The following is a 24,826-nucleotide window of genomic DNA, read 5'->3' as shown; positions in this document are numbered from 1 at the left end:
ACTTTAATTAGAAAACCCTGATCAGGCAACTGGTCAGGGTTTTTGCTTTGTACGGTTTTTATATTCTTCTTACTTCTTACTTCTTACTTCTTACTTCTTACTTCTTACTTCTCACTTCTTTTGCTTCATTGAACCTAAATTTCGTAGTCTAAAATCGAAAAAGCTTTGTATCCCCGTGTTGAACATGGGGTTGACTAAATCCAAACATTTACTCATTGGGTGAACCTAATAATTCAGATCAACTTATACAAATCGATTTTTCTAACTGCGGTTCAGTCCTCTGTGGCCTGTTCTGCGTTGCTCGGAGAAATTGTCAGATTTCTTTTATAGGTCGATTTGCGAAGGAAACCGATGTTGTATGCCGGTAGAACGTTGGCTTGCAAGTGAACCGAGCCATATTAACTAGGCCACAGACTGCCTTAGCAAAGCAAACCTTGCCAGTGCTCCAGATCGTAGTTAGAAAAAATGACTGGTATTACTCCTTCAGGGGCACCGATTTCATGAAGTTTAACTGTGAAATTTAGATTGAAGTTTCACTTAATAAATCACAGCTGGCTGGTTAAGACATTTCAGGCTTACACGACTTGGGTTTGATGCAACCAAATTCAGGAAGGTTCCAAAAATCCCTGAACACAGAATGCTCATGATTTATGGGAAGGAAAAAGCTGGATCCGGACAGAAATATTAAGAATTCAAAATAAGGGAGTGCTGAACACTCCCCAAAAGAAAAGTTAACGAAACGCGGGCGAATAGAATACTGGCTGGTTTGCTCTGGCCTGGATCACAAACCTGAATTGTCGCTTCTTGCCTTCAAAGACAGGGTTATACCAGTAGGCTGTGTATTCCGCGAATTCCCCTTCATCCTCCAACATCTGGATAGCAATATCATAGCCATTGTCATCGACCGGTATCTCATTGACGACGAGAGGCACCCATTCCTTGCCATTCTCGCTACTTTCAATGCTAATCAAGGGTTTATGCAGGTTAATTAAACCTGGACCCACATCCTGCCATTTGAAGGCCCAGTAGCCTTCTTCATTGCTATAGGCGTGCTTATATTCAGGTGCAGTCAGTACTGAACGGATGGATTCATTTGGCTCAACAGCATCAGGCACAAACTGTCGGGTCTTCAGTGTGTATTCTTGGGTGTCTGGCAGATCACGGACGTTATCTGAACCCTGAAGGAGACTATCCACCAGATTAACCGCATGTCCGGTTATGACTGGCTGGGTATATTTGCCATATATGGTATGTCCGCCTTCGTAATACTGGATCGCATATTCTTCAGGTGTCGTCATGTACCCGGTATAACCATTGGCAAGACTCGATACCATGACGTGACGGATAGACTGGCCATGATTTTCATAGATTTCCCGAATGCCGTCTTCTATCCGCTTGCCAGATTCGGCAGTGATTTCATAAGGCAGTGGGATGATGGCCATATCCCCAATCTGGAAAGCCTGGAACAGTACAGTCCTTGGAAATGAATCCTTGGGTTCAAGAATTCTCTGCAGCGAATCAAAACCGAGTATACGACGCTCTCCGTTACAGTTATCGGTAAAGAATGTGCGGCGTGATCCCTGCTTGAAAAAAGGAAGGTATCCGATAACCGGTGACGTGTGTTCAAAGGGAGCGGCAGCGAGAGTATTACCAGCAGCCGCTTCCTCACAGATACTGACGTCGTCATAGGTATTGTTGTTTCTGATATCCAACTCCCGGGTTGCTGTACGGAGAGACAGGGTATCAGAGAGTTTCGTATCCAGAGACTGGAACAGATTCCAGGCGTGTTTCGCTATGCCTTTGCCGACGCGGCGTGATTCAATTTGCCCCAGCATTTCCAGGCGGGATGCAGGTGCCATATCACCGTGGGTACCTTCGAATGCACCAAAGACAACGCCCTGTTCTGTGTTGTACCCCTGTTCAATAGCCCACTTCACATCGTTTTGAATATAAGCCCAGATATCTGCATTGAAGAAAGGATCACGCTCAGGCACCCCTGTGCCGTGTATGGAGAAGCTGGCAAAAGCGCCGGCAGGCTTGTAGGTGCCATCTTCCTGTTGTGTATCGATACGCACCATGTAAAGCGCAGGGTTGATGGCATGGAAGGCATCACTGGCCGTGTCAGCAAGATTTTTCGTTGTATCGTTATTCAGATACGGTTCCAGTGAACGGTTCCTGGTCCATCCCCACACATCAGTACGTCCGGTAGCGACTTTGGCGGGTTGTTGTGAGTCATACGCTTCGATGATGGCCGTTGAGAGTTGTTCAACCAGGAAGTCAAAGTAGACCGGGTCAAAGCCATCCTTGTGGGACGCATGTTTGTTATAGAAGGCACTTCCAAGGTATTGGCCAGGACCGGAATGCGTGTGTGTGGCTGTTATGGCGAGGTTGCCTGCATCAATGTCGGTCTTTTGGGCGACAACTTCTGCCACTTTACCCTGAAGGATGCGTGAACCTGCCAGCAGATCGGTTTGTACGATGGCCAGTGCATTACCTTCAGCATCTTTCAGGTAGAAGGCGCGTGCCGCCAGTCGATTACGGAAGCCTTCACCGGTTGTTGACCACATGGAGTAGCCAGCACGGGGGAGTCCGGGAGGAGGCGTGATATCGGCGTGAGCGACACCTGCAGTCAGCTGTCCTGTTGAAGACTTCTGCTGAGCTTCGGTATAGGCGACACGGTATGTTTCAGTATTGGCACAGCCGGAGATGAATAAGACGGTAAAAAGCAGTGCGGGCAAATGCCGACGCAGTCGTACGAATCCTGTCATGACATGTCCAGTATTATTATTGTTGTACTTTGGTACTACTTTATAGCAGTCATGGCAGTGTTCCAATAACACTATCGCCATCAGGAAGAGGCATATTAGCCAGTTTATCGCATGTGAGGCAGGGAAATTTGATCATGGCAGGAATCCTTTCCATGCCATGAAGCGGAGTATATGAGCTGGTTTGTCTTGTGTTGACTAGGCCAGCTGACAAAGTGGGATACATCCCGGCTGCGCAGCTCTTGGGCCCAGCCAGCGATAGATTTCAGTCTGCTCGGGCGGACAGGAGGCACAGCCTTTGTTGCACCCCAGTGTCTCCTTGCATACGCGACCTTTTCTGATCCAGTGACCCAGCATGCCACGGAGCGCGTCCGGGCTGCTTTTAAAGTGTTTGGCCAGATCGGCCAGGCTGACCTGGCCTTGCTCGGCCAGGTAGTTTTTCAGGGGTATCAACATTACGAGCTACAGCAACTATTACCAGAGGTGACTGTTACCGGCACTTTGTTGTCCATTTCGATGCTGCCGAACCGGCGCAGCCCAATGATGACTGCGATGAACACTGCCAGCATACCTGCGATCCAGCTGGTCGCGCTGACAGGGCTCTGGGTCCAGATAGACGCCTGGTAGTACAGCGTGGCGGCCAGGTAGCCCATGAAGAAGGTCCACGAGCCGATGAAGACCGTCCAGCGCATGTTGGTTTCCCGGTAGATCGCACCCAGTGCAGCGACGCAGGGCGTGTACAGGAGAATCATGAGCAGATAGGCGATAGCAGCCGCCTTGGTAGCGAACAGCTGTTGCATAACGCTCAGGTTGGTCGCGGCCATGCCCTGTTCTTCTGCGACGGCGCCACTGTCAGAAATAACACCGATTTCGATGCCCAGGGGATCAGCCAGGCTGTCACCAATGGCTGCCAGGTTTTCCGGAACCGTTGCCATGGCTTCGCGAATACCGCCCCAGAGGCTGTAGTCTGCAGCGTCATCTGCAGAGGTGGCGCCAGCCAGCTGGCTGTACATGGCATCTAACGTGCCGACAACGGCTTCTTTCGCAAAGATACCCGTAAAGATACCCACTGCTGCCGGCCAGTTTTCCTCAGTCATACCCATCGGGGAGAAGACGGGGGTAATGGTACGACCCACTTCACTCAGTACCGACTTCTCAGTGTTTTCATTTCCGAAAGTGCCATCAGTGCCCATGGAGTTCAGAACACCCAGTACGGTGACAACGAGAACGATGATTTTACCCGCGCCCAGAATGAAGACTTGCAGACGATCCCAGGTGCGCAGCAGTACCTGCTTGACCAGGGGGCGATGATAGTCTGGCAACTCCATGATGAACGGGCTGGTTTCACCGGGAAGCAGGGTGCGCTTCATGATGACAGCCGTCATAACGGCCACGGCAATACCGATCAGATAAAGCGCAAATACCACATTCTGGCCGTTATAGGGGAAGAACGCGGCAGCAAAGAGGACATAGACCGGCAGTCGCGCACCACAGGACATGAACGGGGCCATCATGATTGATAGCATCCGGTCCCGGGGATTCTCCATGGTACGTGCGCCCATGATGGAGGGCACGTTACACCCGAAACCAACCAGCAGGGCAACAAACGACTTACCCGGCAGACCGATCGCGTTCATGGCGCGGTCAATAACGAACGCCGCCCTGGCCATATAGCCGGAATCTTCCAGAATGGACAGAAACAGGAACAGGCAGGCAATAACCGGGATAAAGGTTGAGACAGTCTGAATACCGGCGCCAACGCCGTCCGCCAGCAGGGTAATCAGGAATTCCGGGGCGCCCATATTGCTCAGAACATAGCGGCCGCCATCAACCAGCACTGTGCCGGTGAAAATATCGAAGAAATCAATGAATGCACTGCCCACCTGAATGGTAAACAGGAACATGAGGTACATGACGGCCAGGAAGATGGGCAGCCCTAACATCCGGTTCAGGACAATCGCATCAATCTTGGCACTGATGGTTTTGGATAATGTGCCACGACGCTCAAGCACCTGAGCAGTAATAGTGCTGATGAACTTGTAGCGTGCATCTGCGATCAGGATATCAGCATCTTCACCACAGGCCTCTTCCAGCGCGGCGCGACGGCAGTTAACGGCACACAGCATGTCGCTGTTGAGCCACTGTTCCAGGTCACTGTCGCCTTCCAGCAGTTTCAGTGCCAGCCACTCGGGCTCAACACGGTTTTGTGTGGCGATCGGTGCCAGTTGCTCTGCCAGCTGACTGATTGCCAGCTGCAGTTCTTCTGAAGGCACAGTATTGTGTTGTACTGTTGCATCGGGGTTTTTAACTGCCCGATTGATGACTTCCTGAAGTTCTTCAATCCCTTTGCCACGGCTGGCCACAACCGGTACGACCGGGCAGCCAAGCTGGCGACCAAGCTTTTCAACATCAAGCAGCATGCCCTTGTCTTTCAACATATCCATCATGTTGAGGACCACAACGACCGGTTGCTTCATTTCCAGCAACTGGGTGGTGAGGTACAGGTTACGCTCGAAATTGGATGCATCAATGATATTGATGATCAGATCCGCATGGCCGGAGAGTACGTAATCCCGGGCAATACGTTCATCGAGGGAAACGTCCTCACTGATAACATCCAGAGAGTAGGTGCCGGGCAGATCCACCAGGGTAATGTGCTTGCCGTGGAAGTGGTATTCACCGGTTTTCTTTTCAACCGTGACGCCCGGCCAGTTGCCCACACGCTGACGAGCGCCGGTCATGGCGTTGAAGAGACTGGTTTTTCCCGCGTTCGGGTTGCCGACAACGGCGACTGTAAAGGAATCAGACATCTTACCGGGAGACCTCGACAATACGTGCTTCTTCACGGCGCAGGCTCAATTGGAAACCGCGCAGCTCCAGCTCAATGGGATCGCCCAGTGGGGCGACACGGCAGACCTTGAAGGTGGTGCCGGGTGTCATGCCCATGGTGAGCAATTTGCGTCGGTAAGTACGCTGGTTGGAGGAAAAGCCGGTGATGGTGCCGGTGTCTCCAACAGTCAGGTCGCCCAGTGTCAACGTCATAGAATGGTGATCCTCCCGCAGCGGCTGATCCCTTCAGGGGTCAGAGCGAATTGCGAATAGTGTAACAATTAAGAATCATTATCATTTTTTAGTAAAAAAATATCATTGATCATCATCAATATCCGACAGGTGGTTATATTTCGATCAATGAATAGTTACCTGCACATCTAATCCCATTTACCTGGGCTTTGGCATCGGTGTATGCCGATGTGTTGTAGGGTTATGTACTCTATGATCCTCTGCGAAAATGCTTAATGGCAGAGAGAGTGACTATAAAAAGACCCACACTTGCCATGGTGACTAACTAACCCTATGCAGATTCCGTAATGCTGTATAAGTATGGTGAAAAGCGGCTCTGTGTGGCGGGATTTTTAGAGAAAGAACTCAAGTATTTTTATCTGATAACCAATCATCCGGTTATATGTACCGCTATATGTGGTCAAAGGTATTCCCATTTTTTTCCCTGCCTGGCTTGTGTAAGCTCACATAGCCGTATTCATATTACAGGTGGTGCTACTGGTATAAAAAGCTGATATCCATGTTAGTTAAACTGTTAATTTTTTCCGGCTATGAACTTTATGCCCTGTGTTTGCTTCTAATTCATAGAAAAAACTGAAGTTAATAGAGGAATGGAGTATATGGAAAGAAAAGCATCTATACCTGTTGCAAGGGGGGGCGTACGTAGAGAAACTGACAGCGGCGATGCTGCGTTAGAAGGTGCCATTGGAGAATCAAGCCTTGAAAAGGCGTCAGCAGGTCACAGAAGTGTTGAAGTTAAACCGCCAGCACAAGAAGTGAGTTTTTCTAATGTATCAGATTTTCAAACATATGAGCAGTTTCTTGAGAATAGTGAATGTAATAAGAGCGATGTAGAAAGCGCGGTGAAGATATTAGACAATTACAGAATAATTGGTAGTAAACCGCTTCTACCGAAATACACGTCAACCTTTGAAGGTTACACTGTCGACCTTATTGGAGAAGGTTTATTTTCACAGGTATTAAAAGTATATACGAAAACACCAGAAGGTGAGTTGGATAGAAGAAAGAGTTTTGCTATCAAGTACCAAACTCAATCGTCAAACGAACAAGCTCTGATGCATTTCATTACTGAGATTGATATGATCTCCTCATTGTCGCCGAATCCATACATAGTCAAGCTGTTTTCGTCATTTGTAATTAATGGTGATCAGAAAGTGCTTTGCATGGAGTTGTGTCAAATGGATCTTTTCTGCTACTTAACTCAAAAAACGCAAGTTGACGTCCCCGAAAAAGACGCTCGTAAGCTTATAGCGGATGCATGCGACGGATTAGCCTTCCTTCATCAGTTAAACATAATTCATAGAGACATAAAAATAGATAACCTGTTGTTAGGTTATGATGGAGTCTGGAAATGGTGTGATTATGGATTTTCTGTGAAGGTGGCTTCTGAGGGGGAAGAATACTCTTCAAGTAGAACTCCTGGAACTCCTAGTTATGCTGCACCGGAGATGTTTGTAGATTTTGAGCCTGCTATATATTCAATGTTTTCTGATCGCTGGGCTCTGGGTATCGTTTTTCATGAGATAGCGGTCGGTTCTTCTGCAGAAGGCTTTTATGGATTTATCAGAAAAGATGATAATGCGAAGCTGTATTCTACGGAAGTGCAAGAATATAATGCGTTTATTTCTAGTATCGATAAAAAGGAAGTTGATCATCAGACTATTGGTTCAATCATTGAAGAGAAGTTTGGGGATAGGCAAACTTTTTATATAACGCCTTACGATGAGTTCCCTGAAAAGTTGGCTGGATACCCTTGGCGGAAAGAACTCGCTGTATGGAGCAGAGCAGCGCTAAGGAGAGTCAAAGAAGATAGGGTTGATCCAGCGATAATCGCCGATGATCAGCGAAGAAAGCTGAGTAAGTTAGACCAGTCAAGTCATGTGTAGAAGTCGCAGCGTGATCCTTGTTAGCGTTAACACTCGGTTCAACCGGTAAGATACTGTGGCTGAATCCCTGGCAGGTTTGTGTGGCAAGTGGGTGATTCCCGCGAAAATAAGGTGCGGGGCATGAGTGTCAAGATTGCCTGATTACCTGTGATTTGCGCTGCGCGTAAGAGATATCTCACGTACCAAGAGGGAGTTGTCGGCTATTGTCAAATTTCCGGCAGGGTTACATTAACCCTGCAAGGACAGCGAACGCACAGGGCAGTGTGGCGCACGGAAGCGTACAAACAACGATCGTCAGAACCCCGGTTTCGGGGTTTTGTCGTTTATAGAGAGTGTGTTTTCGTCCTGCCCATCAGCCTATACTCTTTCCAGATCGTTGTTGCCTCTTCCCGACTCCTTGATTGGCCTGGCCATGAAACATGCGCATATCGATAGTCGCAATCGTCTAGTCATCGCCTTCTTGCTGACTGCAGGCTTTATGTTTGTCGAAGTGGCGGGCGGTCTGGTCTCCGGATCCCTGGCCTTACTGGCGGATGCCGGGCATATGCTGACGGATGCCGCGTCGTTATTTCTGGCATTAATCGCGCTCCGTTACAGTGAACGCAAGCCTGATGCACGGCGAACCTTCGGGTATCACAGAACAACGACACTGGCTGCTTTTCTCAATGCACTGTCCCTGTTTGTGATCGTGGCATTTATCGTGGTTGAAGCCTGCAAGCGCCTCTGGCATCCCTCTCCGGTGTTGAGCGGCACGATGTTACTGGTGGCATCCATTGGGTTGGTCGTGAATATCATTGCTTTCGCCATACTCCATGGTGGCGATCGCCATAACCTCAATATGCGTGGGGCAGCCCTGCATGTTATGGGGGATCTGCTGGGTTCTCTGGCTGCCATTATTGCCGCGCTGGTTATCATGCTGACCGGATGGACACCCATTGATCCGATTTTATCCGTTGTGGTGTCAGGTTTTATTCTGCGCAGTGCATGGGCACTTTTAAGGCAGGCTGCGCATATTTTGATGGAAGGTGCCCCTGAACACCTGGTCGCTGAAGAAGTACGTCTGGCGATTGTTGAACGGGTGCCTCAAGCGCTGGATGTGCATCATGTGCATATCTGGGCATTGTCACCGGAGCGGGTTCTGATGACCCTGCATGTCAAAACCACGGAGCTGGCCAGTAACTGCAAAACATTGAAAGCAATCAATGATGTACTGCGGGAACGGTTCGGTGTTGATCACGCTACCATTCAGCTGGAACAGGATTACTGCACGGATTCTGAGCCTCCCCTGGAAAGTCAAAGCGATCTGGTGCCTGACCATGGTCATTAAATTTCCGGAAAGGACAACTTTTGTACCAATAATAATTGACCCCTGACGTTTGATGAGGACAATGTGCGCCCTGCAATATTCAATTGTATTTTTCGCATTTTTTCTTGTTCATAGCTGTATTTATCTGACCGTGAATGAGTAAAGGGGGTGGCCACAAGCAGTGGCTCGTTGTCCAACAGGATTTATCAGGAAACGGAAGGATTTTAGATGACCTTCTTCAAGCATATTCTGGCGCCAATTGTCTTCGCCTTCAGCCTGAGTGGCGGTGTAGCCGCAGAGAACGTTGTGCATGTGTACAACTGGAGCGACTACATCGCCGAGGATACGATAGAGAACTTTGAGAAAGAAACCGGTATCAAGGTCATTTATGACGTGTTTGACAGCAATGAGGTCCTGGAAGCCAAATTGTTGTCCGGCCGCAGCGGCTATGATGTCGTTGCCCCTACCAGCGAGTTCCTGGCCCGCCAGGTAAAAGCCGGCGTATTCATGCCGCTGGATAAATCACGCCTTCCAAACTGGCGACACATGAACAAGGATCTGCTCAAACAGCTACAGGAGCATGATCCCGACAATACCTATGCAATGCCGTATATGTGGGGAACAACCGGTTTAGGTTACAACCCTGACAAGGTGAAAGAGGTGCTGGGTGATAAAGCCCCGGTTGACAGCTGGGCCCTGGTGATGGACCCGGAGAACATGAAGAAGCTGTCAAAGTGTGGCGTTGCGTTCCAGGATTCTGCGACAGAGATGATGCCGGTGGCGCTCTCCTACCTGGGACTGGACCCGAACAGTACCAAGGCCGCAGATTACCGCAAGGCGGAAAAGGCGTTGCTTGCCGTACGCCCCTATGTGCGCTATTTCCATTCCTCCCGCTATATTTCGGATCTGGCCAATGGCGACATCTGCGTGGCCGTAGGTTGGTCCGGCGACGTATACCAGGCGGCGGACCGTGCCGACGAAGCCGGCAACGGGGTCAATATCAGCTATTCCATCCCGAAGGAAGGCTCAGGCCTCTGGTTTGACATGCTGGCTATTCCAAAGGACGCGGCCAATATCGAGAATGCGCACCGTTTTCTCAATTACCTGATGAAGCCGGAAGTGATTGCCTCCATTTCCAATTACGTGGCCTATGCGAATCCGAACGATGCCGCGACGCCCCTGCTTGATCCTGAGATCCGCAATAATCCCGGCATATACCCGGATGCCGAGACCAGCAAGAAACTGTTTACTTTCCGGGAAGTCACATCATCGCTGACCCGAACGATTAACCGAAGTTGGAACCGGATCCAGTCCGGGCAGTAGCCGCCTGATCAATGGCCGATTGTTGTTTTCCCGTGGGCGAATCCAGGATCTGACCGGTAACGGGCAGATGGGGAACTTTTTCCCGTAATCGCCCTCTAGAAAAACAACTCCGGCCATTGTTGAGCACTTGCGGCATGTCCCGCCGGTGCTCATGGACTACATTTGAAACACTTTCTGTTTACAGAGTTTTGTCGGCTGGCGCACTCGCGGCCCGGTCGAGTGGAGACGTATTTTCATGGCAGTAACGTCCACCTTCTACAAGAAGAAACTAAGCGCCCGGGAAAAGAAAGAAGTCCTGGTGCGCATTGACCGCGTCAGCAAGCACTTTGATGAAACGGTGGCGGTGGATGATGTCAGCCTGACGATCCACAAGGGTGAGATCTTTGCCCTGCTGGGTGGATCCGGTTCCGGCAAGTCCACGTTGTTGCGTATTCTGGCCGGTTTCGAAAAACCTACCGATGGACGTATTTTCCTGGATGGTCAGGATATTACCGACCTGCCGCCGTATGAACGCCCCATCAACATGATGTTTCAGTCGTATGCGCTGTTTCCCCATATGACCGTGGAACAGAACGTGGCGTTTGGCCTGAAACAGGATCGGCTGCCCAAGGCGGAAATCGCTGACCGGGTGGCGGAACTCCTGAAAATGGTGCGGATGAGCAAGTATGCGCGCCGTAAACCTCATCAGCTGTCCGGTGGTCAACGACAGCGTGTAGCTATGGCTCGCAGTCTGGCCAAGCGGCCCAAGCTGCTGTTGCTGGATGAGCCTATGGGCGCGCTCGATAAGCAGCTGCGTACCCAGATGCAGCTGGAAGTGGTGGAGATCCTGGAAACAGTAGGCGTCACCTGCCTGATGGTTACCCACGACCAGGAAGAAGCCATGACCATGGCTGACCGGATCGGCATCATGGACGCCGGCTGGATCGTGCAGACCGGTACGCCGATGGATATTTATGAAACCCCGAACTGTCGTATGACAGCGGAGTTTATTGGTTCCATCAATATCTTCGCCGGTGAAATCGTTTCCGATGCCGCCGACCACGTCATTATCGACAGTAAGGATCTGCCGGTACCCGTTCGTATCGGTCACGGTATTACCACGGCGCTGGAAGAACGGAAGGTCTGGGTTGCTGTTCGTCCGGAAAAAATCTTCGTGGATGTGGATAAACCTGAAGAAGAGCATAACTGGGCGAAAGGCGTGGTGGTTGATATCGCCTATCTTGGCGCGCACTCCGTGTATTACGTGGAACTGCCCTCCGGCAAGGTAATCCAGTGCAACATGGCCAACGTAGAGCGCACCGCGGATAACCCGACCTGGGACGATGAAGTGTATGTTTCCTGGGATTCCACCAACTGCGTGGTGCTGAATTCATGAAATGGTTAACTAACTGGCAGGAAACCCGGAGCCGCTTCGGCCGGGGGCTGGTGATCGGCACGCCGTACCTGTGGCTGGTGCTGTTTTTCCTGGTGCCGTTCGCCATTGTCCTGAAAATCAGTTTCGCGTATTCCGAGATTGCGATACCGCCGTATTCGTCCATTTTCGAGTATGTCGATGAAGCGCTGACCATTGTCCTCAATTTCGGGAACTACCTGTTCCTGGCGGATGATGAGTTGTACTTTGCCGCCTATCTTGGCTCGGTGAAGATCGCTTTTATTTCAGCGTGCCTCTGCCTGTTGCTGGGTTATCCCATGGCCTATGCCATGTCACGGGCATCCAAACGACGGCAGACGTTACTCGTGCTGCTGGTGCTGCTGCCGTCGTGGACTTCGTTCCTGATCCGGATCTATGCGTGGATGGGGATTCTGAAAAACAATGGGTTGTTGAACAACTTCCTGATGTGGCTGGGGGTGATTGATCATCCCCTGATTATCATGAACACCAACCTGGCGGTCTATATTGGCATTGTGTATGCCTACCTGCCGTTCATGGTGCTGCCGCTGTACGCCAACCTGGTGAAACTGGATAACTCGTTACTGGAAGCGGCGCAGGACCTGGGCGCGCGCCCGTGGGAATCCTTCTTCCGGGTAACGCTGCCACTGTCCCGCAGCGGCATTATTGCAGGTTTCATGCTTGTGTTTATTCCTGCGGTCGGTGAAGTAGTCATCCCGCAGCTGCTGGGTGGACCGGAAACCCTGATGATCGGTAAGGTGCTCTGGCAGGAGTTCTTTAATAACCGTGACTGGCCGGTGGCCTCTGCGCTGGCGATGGTGATGCTGTTGATCCTGCTGTTACCGATAGCACTGTTTAACCATTTCCAGGCCCGTGAGCTGGAGGGCGAACGATGAAACGGAGTTTGTCATTCACCAACCTGATGCTGGTGGCCGGGCTGGTTTTTCTCTACGTACCGATGCTGATCCTGGTGATCTACTCGTTTAACGAGTCGCGCCTGGTGACCGTCTGGGCGGGTTTTTCCGGCAAGTGGTATCTGGAACTGTTCCGGGATGACCAGTTGATGGCCGCCGTCTGGACCAGCTTGCAGATTGCGTTCTGGACATCCTCCATGGCGGTGGTGTTAGGCACGATGTCGGCATATATCATGACGCGTTTTTCCCGTTTCCGCGGGAAAACGCTGTTTAACAGCCTGATCACTGCACCACTGGTTATGCCGGATGTCATTATTGGTCTGTCGTTGCTGCTGCTGTTTGTCTTTATGGCGCAAACCATTGGCTGGCCGCAGGATCGCGGCATGCTGACCATCTGGATTGCCCATGTGACCTTCTGTACGGCTTATGTGACGGTCGTCGTTTCATCGCGGTTGCGGGAAGTCGATGTTTCCATTGAAGAGGCGGCCATGGATTTGGGCGCCACACCGCTGAAAACATTTTTCCTGATTACGATTCCGACCATTGCCCCGGCTTTGGCTGCGGGCTGGCTGTTGTCGTTTACGCTGTCACTGGACGACCTGGTTATTGCGAGCTTTGTGTCTGGCCCTGGCTCAACCACGTTGCCGATGGTGGTCTTTTCATCGGTACGACTGGGTGTGACACCGAAGATCAATGCGTTGGCGACGTTGATTATCCTGGTAGTGTCGTTGGCAGCATTCATTGCCTGGTGGCTGGCGAGACGTGCGGACCTCCAGCAACGGGAGGCGGAAGCGCTTAAAGGCATGGATGAACTGTAAACGTCCATGATGCTGTTTTCGTCAGGCAGGTTCTCCCTGCCTGGCGTTATAAACAACGTGTCCTTCATCCCTGAATAGCCGGAAAACGGCAATGGCCTCGTTGGTGAGGATATTGTCGGTGACTTCTATGCCGCGCTTTTGAAACTCACCTTTCCAGTCCGGATGGATTGGCCCTTCATCAAATCCGGTAATCTGTTCCAGTTCCGGACCACTGCCTGCAACGACCAGCGACCGTATGCCAGACCATAAGGCAGCGCCATAACACATCACACACGGGCGCCAGTTCACGACCAGCTGGTAGGCTGGCAAACCTGCGCTGCCCAGGTCCCATTGCCCGAGGGCCTTTTGTGCCAGTGACAATGCCATGACTTCGGCATGCGCAGAGGAACAGTTACTCTCCATTACCCGGTTGACCCCGATGATTACCCGTCGTCCAGAGTCCCGCTCAAATACGCCAGCGGCAAATGGCCCGCCCGTATTATGTTCAATATTCAGTCGTGAGAAGCGGATAACCGCAGCCATCCGTTCTTCCAGAGAAGGCAGACATTCGGGCAAGAGGTTATTTTCTCTTTCTGCCCATGCCGGTAATGCGAGTGAGAATGCCCGGGACGTCATAGGTCGTATTCAGTTCACTTGATTCAGATTGAATAGTCGAATTAACAGACGCTGCAGCAGCGGTTGCGGTAACCACCGTCTGATAAATGGCATCACGAAACTGCCACGACCGATTCTGATGATAGCTGGCTTTCTCTCCCGCAGCAGGATAGAGACCAGTTTTTCCGAAAACGCCTCAGCCGTGGTGGGTCTCTCCTGCGAGGCGCCTGCTCGTCGGCGAAGTGTTTCTTCAATCGGTTGATAGAGAGAATTTTCTGGCAGGATTTTTTCCAGTTCCCGTGTAGCGGTTTTGCCAAAACTGGATTGAATGGCGCCAGGTTGCACGGTAATGACATCGATCCCGAAGGGAGCCAGTTCGATTCGCAATGCTTCTGATAGCGTATGCAGTGCCGCTTTGGAGGCGCAGTAAACACCGGAAAATGGTGAAGTGAGTATTCCGGATACACTACCAATATTGACGAGCGTACCGCTGCCCTGCTGTCGCATGGTGGGGATAACTTTCTGGATCAGATAGATGGGGGAGAACGTGTTGGTTGTGAATTGTCGTTCGATTTCGGCTGCCGGAGTCTCTGCAATCGCGCCCATGGCACCATAGCCGGCGTTATTGATCAGCATATCGATCCTGCCGTCAGTGGTCAGGACATTATCGACGACTGCATCGACCTGTTTTGAATCTGTGACATCAAGTGCGGCTGTTTTAATCCCCAATGGTTCAAGGTCTGCAATGGAATCCGGATTGCGTGCTGTCGCCCAGACGTTGAATCCATGACGACACAGGCTGATGGACAGCGCACGGCCGATACCTGTAGAGCAGCCGGTGATCAGTACGGTTTTCATTGTTGTTGTGCAGCTAACTGGCTTAGGGGGATGGGTATTTTATCCCCCCGGATGGCAGGCGACCAGTTGAATGGCGGTGGTCAGTGGCTGATGGATTCTGCGGTGTCTGGCTGCTCCGTGGTGACAGGCGCATCAATATAGCGGATGTTCACCCGTTTCATATTACAGAACAGTTCATAGGGAATGGTGCCAGCGTGCTGGGCCACTTCGGCTGCAGGTAATTCTGCACCCCATAGCGTGACTTTATCGCCTGTTTTGACGTCTGGCAGATCGGTCAGGTCAACCGTCATCATATCCATGGAAATCTTGCCCATGATACGGGCACGTTTTCCGTTAATAACGACAGGGGCACCGCTGGGAGTATGACGAGGGTAGCCATCTGCATAACCAATAGCCACCACACCGGCTCGAGTGGTTCGATTGGTGATAAATGTACCACTGTAACCTACGGGAACGCCTGTCGGCAGGTCGCGGATAGCAATGATGCTGGAGGAGAGTTCCATGACTGGTTTCAGTTTCCCGGCATGCGGATGATTGACATCAAAAGGTGACGCACCATAAAGCATAAGGCCAGGACGAATCCAGTCGCCATGCGCATCTGGCCAGCCGAGAACGCCGGGGGAGTTACACAGACTTGTCTCACCCTCCAGCCCTGCCGTGATTCGCCGGAACGTAGATAGTTGTCGACGGGTATAGTCACTGCCCAGGTCGTCGGCGCAGGAAAAATGGGTCATGAAAACCATATCCCGAACCTTGCCGCTTTGGATGAGCGTCTGGTAGGCCCTGGGGAAATCCTGTGGCAGAAAACCGATGCGATGCATGCCGGAATCCAGTTTCAGCCAGATGCTCAGTGGTTCTTTGACCGGATAAGCCTGCAGCATGTCGATTTGATCCTGATGCTGGATAACCGTCGTCAGTTGGTATTGTTCGATCAGCGGCAATTCATCTGCAGAATAAAAGCCTTCCAGCAGCAGGATAGGCGACTGTATGCCGTTATGTCGCAGTTCCAGGGCTTCTTCAATGCAGGCGACAGCGAGACAGTCTATTTGTTCTGATTCCAGTACCCGGGCGATCGTCAGGGCGCCGTGTCCGTAAGCGTTGGCCTTGATGACGCCAACCACTTTGCTGCCGCTGAATTTGCGGGCAAACGCAAGGTTATTTCTCAGTGCCTGGAGGTTGATGGTGGCCTGGGCTGGACGGCTCATTGGAAAGCAGGGCTCCGTTCCATAGTGGCTGCGACAGCATGATATACGTCGGCGACAGCAGGGAATAACTGATCTATCGGGTGGACAGGGCATAAAATCATGGCCTGAGTCATTGTTTTACCATGATATTCACCGGAAATGGAATCACTTCTCTGCAGACGTGATAGTATTCAACCTACGACAGGCTCGCTGTTCCGACGATGGTGGGAGAGCTTCGCAAGTTGACATCCCTGTGTCGTAAACAGATTCGTACAGAGCCTGGTATCTCCTGCAGGTTCGGTGTCATCGGTCAGTTAACGTATTTACACGATGCCTTATTAACCAGGGCAGCGTTTACTGTCGATGGCTTCTCAGTGCTCCAGAGTATCGATTCGTATCATGAGAAACAGGAAAGAAATTACACGACAGCTTGACAGGATTGACCGGAATATCTTGAGGGTTCTGCAAGAAAACGGCCGTATTTCCTATGTGGACCTGGCTGACAAGGTGGGGCTCAGTACGACGCCCTGCATGGAGCGTGTGAAGCGACTGGAAAGGGAAAATGTTATTCAGGGGTATAGTGCACGTCTGAATCCGAACTTTTTGGAAGCAGGACTGCTGGTGTTTGTCGAGATCAGCCTGTATTCCAAATCTGCGGATATTTTTGATGAGTTTCGTCAGGCGGTGGGCAGTCTGCCGAATGTGCTGGAGTGTCACCTGGTATCAGGTAACTTTGACTACCTGATCAAGGCCCGGATCTCGGAGATGGCGTCATACCGCAAACTGCTCGGTGATATCCTGCTGAAACTGCCGGGCGTCAGGGAATCCAAGAGCTATATCGTCATGGAAGAAGTGAAGGAAACGTTAAGCCTGCCGATCGAGTGCTGATCCATCAAATACAGTGAAGGAGTAACAGACCCTTTTCGTGTTTGTTGCTCCACCCTGTGTTCAGGATACGGCTGACAGTATGGGGGCCAGTTGATTTTTCACGGTGGTGAGTCCTGTCTGTTCCAATAATTCTTCCATGTTAAACAGGGTCGTCAGACTGCGTATTCTGCCGGACTGCAAGTACCACACCGATATCGCTGAGAGGGTAATCACCCGGTCTGAAGGTTCGACGCCGGGCAGTGGTTTTTTCAGGGTGCCGTAAAAGGTGGAGGTTGTCGCCAGTTTGTTGTGGTCAACGATGATGTCGTCGGTCAGAACTTCCAGGTCCGGCATGTAATGCCTCACCAGCTGAATAGTCTGACTGAATCCCTGGAAATCGGTTTTTCGTCCTATTAACGAATTGAAGTAAAAGAAGTCTCGGGTATGGCAATGGGCCAGCAGTCTCTCTTTACCCCGGTTCCATGACCATTCAATGTGACGGCGAACCAGTTGCTCGCCGGTTAAACGCTCCTGTTCCACTGACACAAATGGTTTTGGATTCATGCTTGCATCCCAGGTGCGTGAAAGTATGGCCGGGTTCGGGAAACTGACCGTACAGTGCTCGAACGATCAAGCGCTTACTTAGAAGTCGCGGATAAAATACTGCAGTGCGACGTTATCCTGTTCTGAAATGTCTTTGACCCGGAAGCCTGCGCCGAAATCTTCACTGAAACTGGATGGCTGACACCAGACGCATTCCGCTGACAGCTCAATGTTATGCTGACCAGAGATAGTATTAGGAAGTTCCATGGTGAGATTCAGTTGCTGTTGTTCGGACAGTTCCCGGGTCGTGAGCAACATGAACCCTTCTTTTGAAATGTCGAACAGGCGACCGAGCTTTTCACCCGTGATGGTGTCAAAGACAAACGCTGTACAATCAAGGCGCTTGCGAACATGTCTGCGTTGTTCAGTAAATGTCTCGTTCATACAGTGACAAATAATATTTCTATTTATTGGCCGTCCAGAATACCTGTTCTGTCATATGAGCACAAAATTTCTGTAACAAACAACGCGGGCTTCTGACTGTCGGGGCTTTGCTTAACATGTTGTAGGAAAATGATTACAGGCGGTGGCGGCAAATTACTATTTAAAAGACATTGGTCTTACATTTTTGTCATGGCTCTGAAATCCTGTACTAAGCTGAATGCAATATCATCTAACTAACAGCCATAAGCAGGGTAAATACGATTTTCGTCCTCTTTGAATGTGACGAAACGTAGAGTCGGTGCAAGTGAATGCGCTGGTCTTGTGGCACGAAGGGAGGGATTCCGCTGTGTTCAGGACGATCACGGGTACCAGACTCAATGATCTTCATTTCAAGCATGACGAATCGTCTGGCCTGAAGGCCATTGTCGCCATACACGATACTTCACGGGGACCAGCCTTGGGCGGTTGCCGTTTTATTTCCTACCAAACCACTGATGAAGCCATTCAGGATGCTGTGCGTCTGGCGAAAGCCATGAGTTATAAAGCGGCGCTCGCAGGACTGGATCAGGGCGGCGGCAAATCCGTTGTGATGGCGCCGGGGGGCGACTTTGATCGTGAAGCTTTGTTCAAGGCTTTCGGGCGCTTCGTCAATGAGTTGGGCGGACGATATATCACCGCGATGGATTGCGGCACATTCACGGAAGATATGGACACTATCGCGACTGAAACCGCCCATGTTACCTGCACAACTGCGATGGGGGATCCGGCGCCTTACACCGCACAGGGCGTGTTTGGCAGCATCAAGGCCTGCGTGGCGGCCTGCAAGGATCTGCCGGATTCATTGGATGGTGTCACTGTTGCCGTTCAGGGGCTGGGGCATGTGGGATACGCATTATGCCGGTTGCTGCATCAGGCCAAGGCTCGCCTTATTGTGGCTGACATTGCGCAGGACAAGGTTGACCAATGTTGCAAAGCATTCAATGCCGAAGCGGTTTCGCCTGAGGATATCCACACGGTGAACTGTGATGTGTTCAGTCCCTGCGGGTTGGGCGGCATTCTGAACAATAAAACGATCCAGTCACTGAAATGCCGCGTTGTGGCCGGTTCGGCAAATAATCAATTCGCAGATCCGGACTCCGGTCTATCTTTACACCGTCAGGCAATCCTGTATGCACCGGATTACCTGGTCAATGCTGGTGGGCTGATCTTTGCGTCGCTGCGCCATGTAGGCGAGTCAGACAAGGTGATCAGGAAACGGATTGATGGCATTGGTGAGACGCTGACACAACTGTTCAAGCGACAGGCGCAAACTGGTGAGCCCATCTCGCTGATTGCAGACCGAATGGCCGAAACAATTCTTTACGGAAATGATCAGGGACGTATGACAGCCTGAAACAGTAACCGGAAAAGACTGGGGGGTATATGACAAAAGCTCATGAAACCATTCCCTGGGTTCAGTACCTGGATGAAAACGCCGAACTGACACAGCCATTGCCGGGCTGGGCAGAACAACCTGAAATATTGGTCGACTACTACGAAGCCATGGTATTTGCCCGGCAGGCAGACCAGAAAGCGGTTGCTCTGCAACGGACCGGCAAGATGGGAACCTATCCCTCCTGCCAGGGGCAGGAAGCCCAGGGAGTTGTTTATGGGAAACTGCTGGAAAGCAGCGATGTGTTTGTTCCCTATTACCGCGACCATCCGGCGCTGGTGGCCCGTGGTGTCCGTTACGCTGATATTTACCGCTACTGGGGTGGCGACGAAATCGGCAGTGCATCTGAAGGGTATGGTCAGGATTTTCCCAACTGCGTACCTATAGCAACCCAGGCACCCCATGCTGCAGGGATTGCCAGTGCCTTCAAACTGCGGGGTGAGGAACGGGTGGTCCTGACGACTTGTGGTGATGGTGCGACGTCCAAGGGGGATTTCCTCGAATCCTTGAATCTTGCCGGCGCCTGGCAGTTGCCGGTGGTTTATTTCATCAATAATAACCAGTGGGCGATTTCCGTACCACGTTCTATCCAATGTGGGGCGCCGACACTGGCCCAGAAAGGGGTGGGTGCCGGTTTACATTGTGTGCAGGTCGATGGCAATGATGTCATTGCCTTGCATGAAGTCGTCAGTGCCGCGTTAGATCGTGCCCGTCACAAGCGTGGTGCAACGGTGATTGAAGCGATCAGCTACCGGCTGTCCGATCACACCACGGCCGATGATGCGGGTCGCTACCGTCCTTCTGAAGAACTTCGGGAAGCCTGGGAAAAAGAACCGATCAAACGTCTGCGGGACTTTTTGCACGCGAGAGGGCACTGGGGGCCCGAGAAGGAAACGGCATTGCAGGAACGCGTGGCCCAGCAGGTTCAGGATGAAGTTGATGCGTACCAGTCTACTCCCCTGCCAACCATTGATGACCTCTTCGATTATCACTACGCCAATACGCCCAAAGGATTGGACGAGCAGAAAGAGGAAATGAAGTTGGGAGATCTCGGTCATGACTAAGATCACGATGGTAGAAGCGGTCAACAAGGCGTTGGATGACGCGATGGCTTCTGATGAAAACGTCGTGGTGCTGGGCGAAGATGTTGGTACCAATGGCGGGGTTTTCAGGGCAACAATCGGTCTTAAGGAAAAATATGGTTTCAAGCGAGTTATGGATACTCCGCTGGCAGAGGCGCTCATTGCCGGTGTTTCCATCGGGATGGCCTCTCAGGGGTTAAAGCCTGTCGCGGAAATCCAGTTCATGGGGTTTATTTTTCCCAGTATGGAGCAGTTATGCTGCCATGCCGCGCGCATGCGTAACCGGACTCGCGGGCGGTTGACGTGCCCGATGGTGTTACGGGCGCCTTATGGTGGCGGCATTCATGCACCCGAACACCATTCTGAAAGTACCGAAGCCCTGTTTGCTCACATTCCAGGCTTACGAGTTGTAATTCCTTCATCACCGGTACGGGCCTATAGTCTGCTGCTGGCCGCCATTGCAGATCCTGATCCGGTCATCTTTCTGGAGCCCAAGCGCATTTATCGTTTGCAGAAACAGGAAATGCCGGCAGTAGGTACTACCTTGCCACTGGATACCTGTTTTACCTTGCGAGAAGGACAGGATGTCACGCTGGTCAGCTGGGGCGCCTCCATCAAAGAAAGTCTGGAAGCAGCTAAAGCGTTGGGTGAAGACGGCATCAGCGTGGAAGTCATTGATGTAGCAACCATCAAGCCGCTGGATATGGATACGATTCTGGCGTCTGTACGCAAAACGGGTCGCTGCGTGATTGTCCATGAGGCAGCCAGGAGTTTTGGCGTTGGTGCTGAAATCGCTGCGCAGGTATCTGCCGAGGCCATCTTTGAACTTCAGGCGCCGGTCAAGCGTGTGGCCGGGTACGACATCACCATGCCTTACTACCGCATGGAAGATCACTATCTGCCGGATACGGAACGCATCGTTCGGGCGATCAAGGAAACCGTGATGTTTCAATAGCCTGCGGCGACAGAGACCTGTGACCGTAGCGGAATAGTCTGATTTTGCTGTCACCTTTCAAAGGGGGTGTGCAATGCGTTTTTTCAAGTTACCTGATCTGGGCGAGGGGATTCCCGAAGCGGATATCGTCAAGTGGCATGTCAAACCCGGTGATCAGGTTGAGGAAGACCAGCTGCTGGTGTCTGTGGAAACCGCCAAGGCGGTGGTGGATGTGCCTTCGCCTCAAAGCGGTGTGATCGGCAAACTGTTTGGTGAACCGGGTGATACCCTGCATACCGGAGAACCGCTGGTGGAGTTTGCCGGCGTTGAGGAAGAAGATTCCGGCACGGTTGTCGGCAAGTTGGAAGAGGCGCCGGAATCCGCAGATGACGATCAGTTTTTTGTGGGTGTTTCGCCATCAACGGCAGAGAGTCAACGGGTGCGTGCAACACCTGCGGTAAGAGCCCTGGCGCAACGGCTGGGTGTTGATATCAATACGGTGGAGCCATCGTCACCGGCTGGCAACATTACCGCTGAAGATGTCGAAAAGGCAGCCTATACCAGTCCGCTGGGTGAGGAAGCGGAAACCCTGCGCGGTGTTCGCAAACATATGGCCAGAAACATGGCGGCTTCTGGTGAGTCCGTCGTACCGGTCACACTGTTTGATGATGCGGATATTGGGCATTGGGAAAAAGGCACGGATATCACTGTCAGAGTCATGCTGGCTATTGCCGAGGCCTGCAGAGCAGAACCGTCGTTGAATGCCTGGTTTGATGGAAGAACTTTCAGTCGCCGTCTGTTTGATCAGGTACACCTTGGTGTAGCCGTTGATTCTGACCAGGGACTGTTTGTGCCGGTGATGCAGGATATCGGTAACCGGTCAGCGCAACATCTTCGGAAAGGGTTGGATACAATGCGCCGGGATGTGGAAAACCGTTCCGTCCCGCAGGATGAACTGAAAGGGGCCACCATCACGCTGAGTAATTTCGGCACGATGGCAGGGCGTTATGCGACGACAATTGTTGTGCCACCGATGGTCTGTATCCTGGGAACCGGTGTGATCAGAGAAGAAGCGGTTGTTGTGGATGGCAAGGTGGAAGTACACCGGATCATGCCGCTTTCTCTCAGCTTTGATCACCGTGCTGTCACTGGCGGAGAAGCTGCACGATTCCTCGCAACCGTCATCAAGCAGTTGCAGAGTACATAAATTCGTTTTAAAACCTAAAGAAGGCTAGATTAAAAAAGAGAGACATAAAATCAGGCTGGCAAGGCAGTAACCGATAGATACCGGGAACAGCAATAGCGTTCCCGGCCATAACAAAGGTTCAGCTTGGATAAGGAACCGGATCGACCGGGCAAATCGCAGGGCATTGATGCCTGTTGTTGCATCAGCAGTGGTACTGGCGGTTGCAATATTATTCAGACAGGGCAGGTGATCGAGAAATGGAAATTTTCAATAAGTACCAGGAGCGTTATCAGTCAACCAAGCAGGAAGAGATGTCCCTGCAGGAATACCTGGAGCGCTGTAAGGATGACCCCGCAGCTTATGCCAATGCCTCAGAGCGGATGCTGAAAGCCATTGGTGAACCGGAAGTTGTGGATACTTCCCGTGATCCGATTCTCAGCCGCATATTTTCCAACAAGCTGATCAAACGCTATAAGGCGTTTGAAGAATTCTATGGCATGGAAGATGCCATTCAGCAGATTGTTTCTTATTTCCGTCATGCTGCGCAGGGACTGGAAGAGAAAAAGCAGATTCTTTATCTCCTGGGTCCTGTCGGTGGTGGTAAGTCATCGCTGGCAGAACGTCTGAAAGCGCTGATTCAGGATGTACCTTTTTATGCCATCAAAGGTTCCCCTGTTTTTGAATCTCCACTGGGACTGTTTAATCCCCAGGAAGATGGCCGGATTCTGGCAGAAGAGTACGGCATTCCCCAGCGCTATCTGCGGGGCATCATTTCTCCCTGGGCGGTAAAGCGTCTGCATGAATACGGCGGCGACATCACCAAGTTCAAGGTGGTGAAGTTGTATCCCAGTATTCTTGACCAGATTGCAGTCGCCAAGACAGAACCTGGTGATGAGAACAACCAGGATATCTCCAGCCTTGTCGGTAAGGTGGATATCCGCCAGTTGGAAGAATATTCCCAGAACGATCCTGATGCTTACAGCTTCTCCGGCGCCCTCTGTCGCGCCAACCAGGGGATTATGGAATTCGTGGAAATGTTCAAAGCGCCCATTAAGGTGCTGCATCCACTGCTGACCGCGACTCAGGAAGGGAACTACAACAGCACCGAAGGCATGAGTGCGATTCCCTATGACGGCATCATTCTGGCGCACTCGAACGAGTCCGAGTGGCAGAGCTTCAGAAATAATAAAACCAATGAAGCGTTCATTGACCGGGTAAACATCGTCAAGGTGCCTTACTGCACCCGGGTTTCTGAAGAGATCAAGATTTACGAGAAACTGTTGCTGAACAGCTCACTGCGTGAAGCGCCCTGTGCGCCAGATACCCTCCGGATGCTAGCCCAGTTCACGACGCTTTCCCGTATTAAGGAACCCGAAAACTCCAACGTCTTCTCCAAGATGCGAGTTTATGATGGCGAAAACCTGAAAGATACCGATCCACAGGCCAAGCCCCTGCAGGAATACAAGGACGCTGCCGGTGTGGATGAAGGTATGGATGGCCTTTCCACCCGTTTTGCTTTCAAGATCCTTTCCAAGGTCTTCAACTTCGATCCGTCGGAAGTGGCGGCCAACCCGGTGCATCTGCTTTATGTGCTGGAGCGGGAAATTGAACAGCAACAGTTCCCTCAGGAAATTCAGGAGCGTTACCTGCGTTTCCTGAAAGAGTTCCTGGCACCGAAATACATTGAGTTCCTGGGTAAAGAGATTCAGACCGCTTACCTGGAATCCTACTCAGAATACGGCCAGAACATCTTTGACCGTTACATCACTTATGCGGATTTCTGGATTCAGGATCAGGAATACCGTGATCCGGAAACCGGCGATATTCTTGACCGCTCTGCCATCAATGATGAACTGGAGAAGATCGAGAAAGCCGCCAGCATTGCCAATCCGAAGGATTTCCGAAATGAAGTGGTGAACTTCGTGCTGCGTGCCCGGGCTGGCAATAACGGTAAGAACCCAAGCTGGCTCAGCTACGAGAAAATGCGTTCGGTCATCGAGAAGAAGATGTTCTCCAATACCGAAGACCTGTTGCCGGTCATTTCCTTCAATGCGAAGGGCAGCAATGACGAGCAGCGCAAGCACAATGAGTTTGTGAAGCGCATGGTCGAGCGGGGTTATACCGAGAAGCAGGTCAGATTGCTGGCTGAATGGTATATCCGCGTCCGGAAGTCTCAGTAGTGTAGTCACCGCCATGCCAATGCCGGCGCCTAATGGAAA

At 51.4% G+C, this 24,826-nt stretch carries 21 protein-coding genes; 12 read left to right on the top strand and 9 right to left on the bottom strand.

The features are described from left to right. Positions 1–731: 731 nt before the first annotated feature. The 4 genes from AC27K1_RS19210 to AC27K1_RS19195 form a co-directional block, all read right to left on the bottom strand. Positions 732–2,768 carry a neutral/alkaline non-lysosomal ceramidase N-terminal domain-containing protein gene (locus tag AC27K1_RS19210; RefSeq protein ID WP_487152414.1) on the bottom strand — a complete coding sequence of 679 codons (2,037 nt, stop codon included), beginning with the start codon at positions 2,766–2,768 and terminating at the stop codon, positions 732–734. Positions 2,769–2,963: 195 nt separating this feature from the next. Beyond that, positions 2,964–3,221, bottom strand: coding sequence for a FeoC-like transcriptional regulator (locus AC27K1_RS19205; protein ID WP_487152413.1), 258 nt, complete (start codon positions 3,219–3,221; stop codon positions 2,964–2,966). Next, positions 3,221–5,575 carry a Fe(2+) transporter permease subunit FeoB gene (gene feoB / locus AC27K1_RS19200; protein ID WP_487152412.1) on the bottom strand — a complete coding sequence of 785 codons (2,355 nt, stop codon included), beginning with the start codon at positions 5,573–5,575 and terminating at the stop codon, positions 3,221–3,223. Before feoB ends, AC27K1_RS19205 begins: the two co-directional genes overlap by 1 nt. Before the next feature lies 1 nt (position 5,576). Further along, positions 5,577–5,807, bottom strand: a complete 231-nt coding sequence (locus AC27K1_RS19195; protein ID WP_395184984.1) for a FeoA family protein — start codon at positions 5,805–5,807, stop codon at positions 5,577–5,579. Between the two features lie 638 nt (positions 5,808–6,445). Between AC27K1_RS19195 and AC27K1_RS19190 the strand changes: the two genes are divergently transcribed. The 6 genes from AC27K1_RS19190 to AC27K1_RS19165 all read left to right on the top strand — a co-directional run bounded on the left by AC27K1_RS19190 (position 6,446) and on the right by AC27K1_RS19165 (position 13,483). Further along, positions 6,446–7,732, top strand: a complete 1,287-nt coding sequence (locus AC27K1_RS19190) for a protein kinase family protein (RefSeq protein WP_487152410.1) — start codon at positions 6,446–6,448, stop codon at positions 7,730–7,732. Positions 7,733–8,111: 379 nt separating this feature from the next. Further along, positions 8,112–9,059 carry a cation diffusion facilitator family transporter gene (locus tag AC27K1_RS19185; protein WP_487152408.1) on the top strand — a complete coding sequence of 316 codons (948 nt, stop codon included), beginning with the start codon at positions 8,112–8,114 and terminating at the stop codon, positions 9,057–9,059. Between the two features lie 207 nt (positions 9,060–9,266). Further along, on the top strand, positions 9,267–10,361 hold the full coding sequence (locus AC27K1_RS19180; protein WP_487152407.1) for a polyamine ABC transporter substrate-binding protein: 1,095 nt from the start codon (positions 9,267–9,269) through the stop codon (positions 10,359–10,361). Between the two features lie 235 nt (positions 10,362–10,596). Beyond that, on the top strand, positions 10,597–11,736 hold the full coding sequence (locus tag AC27K1_RS19175; protein ID WP_487152406.1) for an ABC transporter ATP-binding protein: 1,140 nt from the start codon (positions 10,597–10,599) through the stop codon (positions 11,734–11,736). Next, positions 11,733–12,647: an ABC transporter permease subunit gene (locus tag AC27K1_RS19170; protein WP_487152405.1), complete on the top strand. Its 915-nt coding sequence runs from the start codon at positions 11,733–11,735 to the stop codon at positions 12,645–12,647. Before AC27K1_RS19175 ends, AC27K1_RS19170 begins: the two co-directional genes overlap by 4 nt. Further along, positions 12,644–13,483, top strand: coding sequence for an ABC transporter permease subunit (locus tag AC27K1_RS19165; protein WP_395176462.1), 840 nt, complete (start codon positions 12,644–12,646; stop codon positions 13,481–13,483). The genes AC27K1_RS19170 and AC27K1_RS19165 overlap by 4 nt, the downstream gene beginning before the upstream one ends. Positions 13,484–13,504: 21 nt before the next feature. On the opposite strand, the gene AC27K1_RS19160 is transcribed toward AC27K1_RS19165, so the two are convergent. The 3 genes from AC27K1_RS19160 to alr form a co-directional block, all read right to left on the bottom strand. Continuing rightward, positions 13,505–14,098, bottom strand: a complete 594-nt coding sequence (locus AC27K1_RS19160) for a nucleoside deaminase (protein WP_487152404.1) — start codon at positions 14,096–14,098, stop codon at positions 13,505–13,507. Positions 14,099–14,107: 9 nt separating this feature from the next. Continuing rightward, positions 14,108–14,935 carry an SDR family oxidoreductase gene (locus AC27K1_RS19155; RefSeq protein ID WP_487152403.1) on the bottom strand — a complete coding sequence of 276 codons (828 nt, stop codon included), beginning with the start codon at positions 14,933–14,935 and terminating at the stop codon, positions 14,108–14,110. 80 nt (positions 14,936–15,015) lie between these two features. After that, the gene (gene alr, locus AC27K1_RS19150; protein ID WP_487152402.1) at positions 15,016–16,140 is read right to left on the bottom strand and encodes an alanine racemase; all 1,125 of its coding nucleotides are present in this window, start codon (positions 16,138–16,140) and stop codon (positions 15,016–15,018) included. A gap of 378 nt (positions 16,141–16,518) precedes the next feature. On the opposite strand from alr, the gene lrp reads away from it, so the two are divergent. Beyond that, entirely contained in the window at positions 16,519–17,007 is a 489-nt protein-coding gene (lrp, locus tag AC27K1_RS19145; RefSeq protein WP_395176466.1) for a leucine-responsive transcriptional regulator Lrp, read from the top strand. A gap of 60 nt (positions 17,008–17,067) precedes the next feature. Here the strand turns inward: lrp and AC27K1_RS19140 are convergent, their stop codons facing one another. After that, on the bottom strand, positions 17,068–17,550 hold the full coding sequence (locus tag AC27K1_RS19140; protein ID WP_487152401.1) for an ester cyclase: 483 nt from the start codon (positions 17,548–17,550) through the stop codon (positions 17,068–17,070). Positions 17,551–17,628: 78 nt separating this feature from the next. Beyond that, positions 17,629–17,973: a PilZ domain-containing protein gene (locus tag AC27K1_RS19135; RefSeq protein WP_487152400.1), complete on the bottom strand. Its 345-nt coding sequence runs from the start codon at positions 17,971–17,973 to the stop codon at positions 17,629–17,631. A gap of 346 nt (positions 17,974–18,319) precedes the next feature. Between AC27K1_RS19135 and AC27K1_RS19130 the strand changes: the two genes are divergently transcribed. From AC27K1_RS19130 to AC27K1_RS19110, 5 genes are all read left to right on the top strand, one after another. Continuing rightward, the gene (locus tag AC27K1_RS19130) at positions 18,320–19,366 is read left to right on the top strand and encodes a Leu/Phe/Val dehydrogenase (protein ID WP_487152399.1); all 1,047 of its coding nucleotides are present in this window, start codon (positions 18,320–18,322) and stop codon (positions 19,364–19,366) included. A 29-nt stretch (positions 19,367–19,395) separates the two neighbouring features. After that, positions 19,396–20,469, top strand: coding sequence for a pyruvate dehydrogenase (acetyl-transferring) E1 component subunit alpha (gene pdhA, locus AC27K1_RS19125; RefSeq protein WP_487152398.1), 1,074 nt, complete (start codon positions 19,396–19,398; stop codon positions 20,467–20,469). Further along, complete coding sequence (locus AC27K1_RS19120; RefSeq protein WP_487152397.1) at positions 20,462–21,442, top strand: alpha-ketoacid dehydrogenase subunit beta; 981 nt, start codon at positions 20,462–20,464, stop codon at positions 21,440–21,442. Before pdhA ends, AC27K1_RS19120 begins: the two co-directional genes overlap by 8 nt. A 73-nt stretch (positions 21,443–21,515) precedes the next feature. Continuing rightward, the gene (locus tag AC27K1_RS19115) at positions 21,516–22,628 is read left to right on the top strand and encodes a dihydrolipoamide acetyltransferase family protein (RefSeq protein WP_487152396.1); all 1,113 of its coding nucleotides are present in this window, start codon (positions 21,516–21,518) and stop codon (positions 22,626–22,628) included. 236 nt (positions 22,629–22,864) lie between these two features. Then, positions 22,865–24,787, top strand: a complete 1,923-nt coding sequence (locus AC27K1_RS19110) for a PrkA family serine protein kinase (RefSeq protein ID WP_487152395.1) — start codon at positions 22,865–22,867, stop codon at positions 24,785–24,787. Positions 24,788–24,826: the final 39 nt, after the last annotated feature.

It is taken from the genome of Kistimonas ophiarachnellae (genome assembly GCF_057552235.1).
This window is presented reverse-complemented; position numbering and strand designations above follow the sequence as displayed.

What these genes read in the sequence shown, in the direction of transcription:
- AC27K1_RS19140 (WP_487152401.1), bottom strand. Translation starts at nt 17,550, where the DNA reads ATGAATCCAAAACCATTTGTGTCAGTGGAACAGGAGCGTTTAACCGGC.
- AC27K1_RS19170 (WP_487152405.1), top strand. Translation starts at nt 11,733, where the DNA reads ATGAAATGGTTAACTAACTGGCAGGAAACCCGGAGCCGCTTCGGCCGG.
- feoB (WP_487152412.1), bottom strand. Translation starts at nt 5,575, where the DNA reads ATGTCTGATTCCTTTACAGTCGCCGTTGTCGGCAACCCGAACGCGGGA.
- AC27K1_RS19110 (WP_487152395.1), top strand. Translation starts at nt 22,865, where the DNA reads ATGGAAATTTTCAATAAGTACCAGGAGCGTTATCAGTCAACCAAGCAG.
- AC27K1_RS19135 (WP_487152400.1), bottom strand. Translation starts at nt 17,973, where the DNA reads ATGAACGAGACATTTACTGAACAACGCAGACATGTTCGCAAGCGCCTT.
- alr (WP_487152402.1), bottom strand. Translation starts at nt 16,140, where the DNA reads ATGAGCCGTCCAGCCCAGGCCACCATCAACCTCCAGGCACTGAGAAAT.
- AC27K1_RS19120 (WP_487152397.1), top strand. Translation starts at nt 20,462, where the DNA reads ATGACTAAGATCACGATGGTAGAAGCGGTCAACAAGGCGTTGGATGAC.
- AC27K1_RS19175 (WP_487152406.1), top strand. Translation starts at nt 10,597, where the DNA reads ATGGCAGTAACGTCCACCTTCTACAAGAAGAAACTAAGCGCCCGGGAA.
- AC27K1_RS19190 (WP_487152410.1), top strand. Translation starts at nt 6,446, where the DNA reads ATGGAAAGAAAAGCATCTATACCTGTTGCAAGGGGGGGCGTACGTAGA.
- AC27K1_RS19160 (WP_487152404.1), bottom strand. Translation starts at nt 14,098, where the DNA reads ATGACGTCCCGGGCATTCTCACTCGCATTACCGGCATGGGCAGAAAGA.
- AC27K1_RS19210 (WP_487152414.1), bottom strand. Translation starts at nt 2,768, where the DNA reads ATGACAGGATTCGTACGACTGCGTCGGCATTTGCCCGCACTGCTTTTT.
- AC27K1_RS19195 (WP_395184984.1), bottom strand. Translation starts at nt 5,807, where the DNA reads ATGACGTTGACACTGGGCGACCTGACTGTTGGAGACACCGGCACCATC.
- AC27K1_RS19165 (WP_395176462.1), top strand. Translation starts at nt 12,644, where the DNA reads ATGAAACGGAGTTTGTCATTCACCAACCTGATGCTGGTGGCCGGGCTG.
- AC27K1_RS19180 (WP_487152407.1), top strand. Translation starts at nt 9,267, where the DNA reads ATGACCTTCTTCAAGCATATTCTGGCGCCAATTGTCTTCGCCTTCAGC.
- AC27K1_RS19155 (WP_487152403.1), bottom strand. Translation starts at nt 14,935, where the DNA reads ATGAAAACCGTACTGATCACCGGCTGCTCTACAGGTATCGGCCGTGCG.
- pdhA (WP_487152398.1), top strand. Translation starts at nt 19,396, where the DNA reads ATGACAAAAGCTCATGAAACCATTCCCTGGGTTCAGTACCTGGATGAA.
- AC27K1_RS19205 (WP_487152413.1), bottom strand. Translation starts at nt 3,221, where the DNA reads ATGTTGATACCCCTGAAAAACTACCTGGCCGAGCAAGGCCAGGTCAGC.
- lrp (WP_395176466.1), top strand. Translation starts at nt 16,519, where the DNA reads ATGAGAAACAGGAAAGAAATTACACGACAGCTTGACAGGATTGACCGG.
- AC27K1_RS19115 (WP_487152396.1), top strand. Translation starts at nt 21,516, where the DNA reads ATGCGTTTTTTCAAGTTACCTGATCTGGGCGAGGGGATTCCCGAAGCG.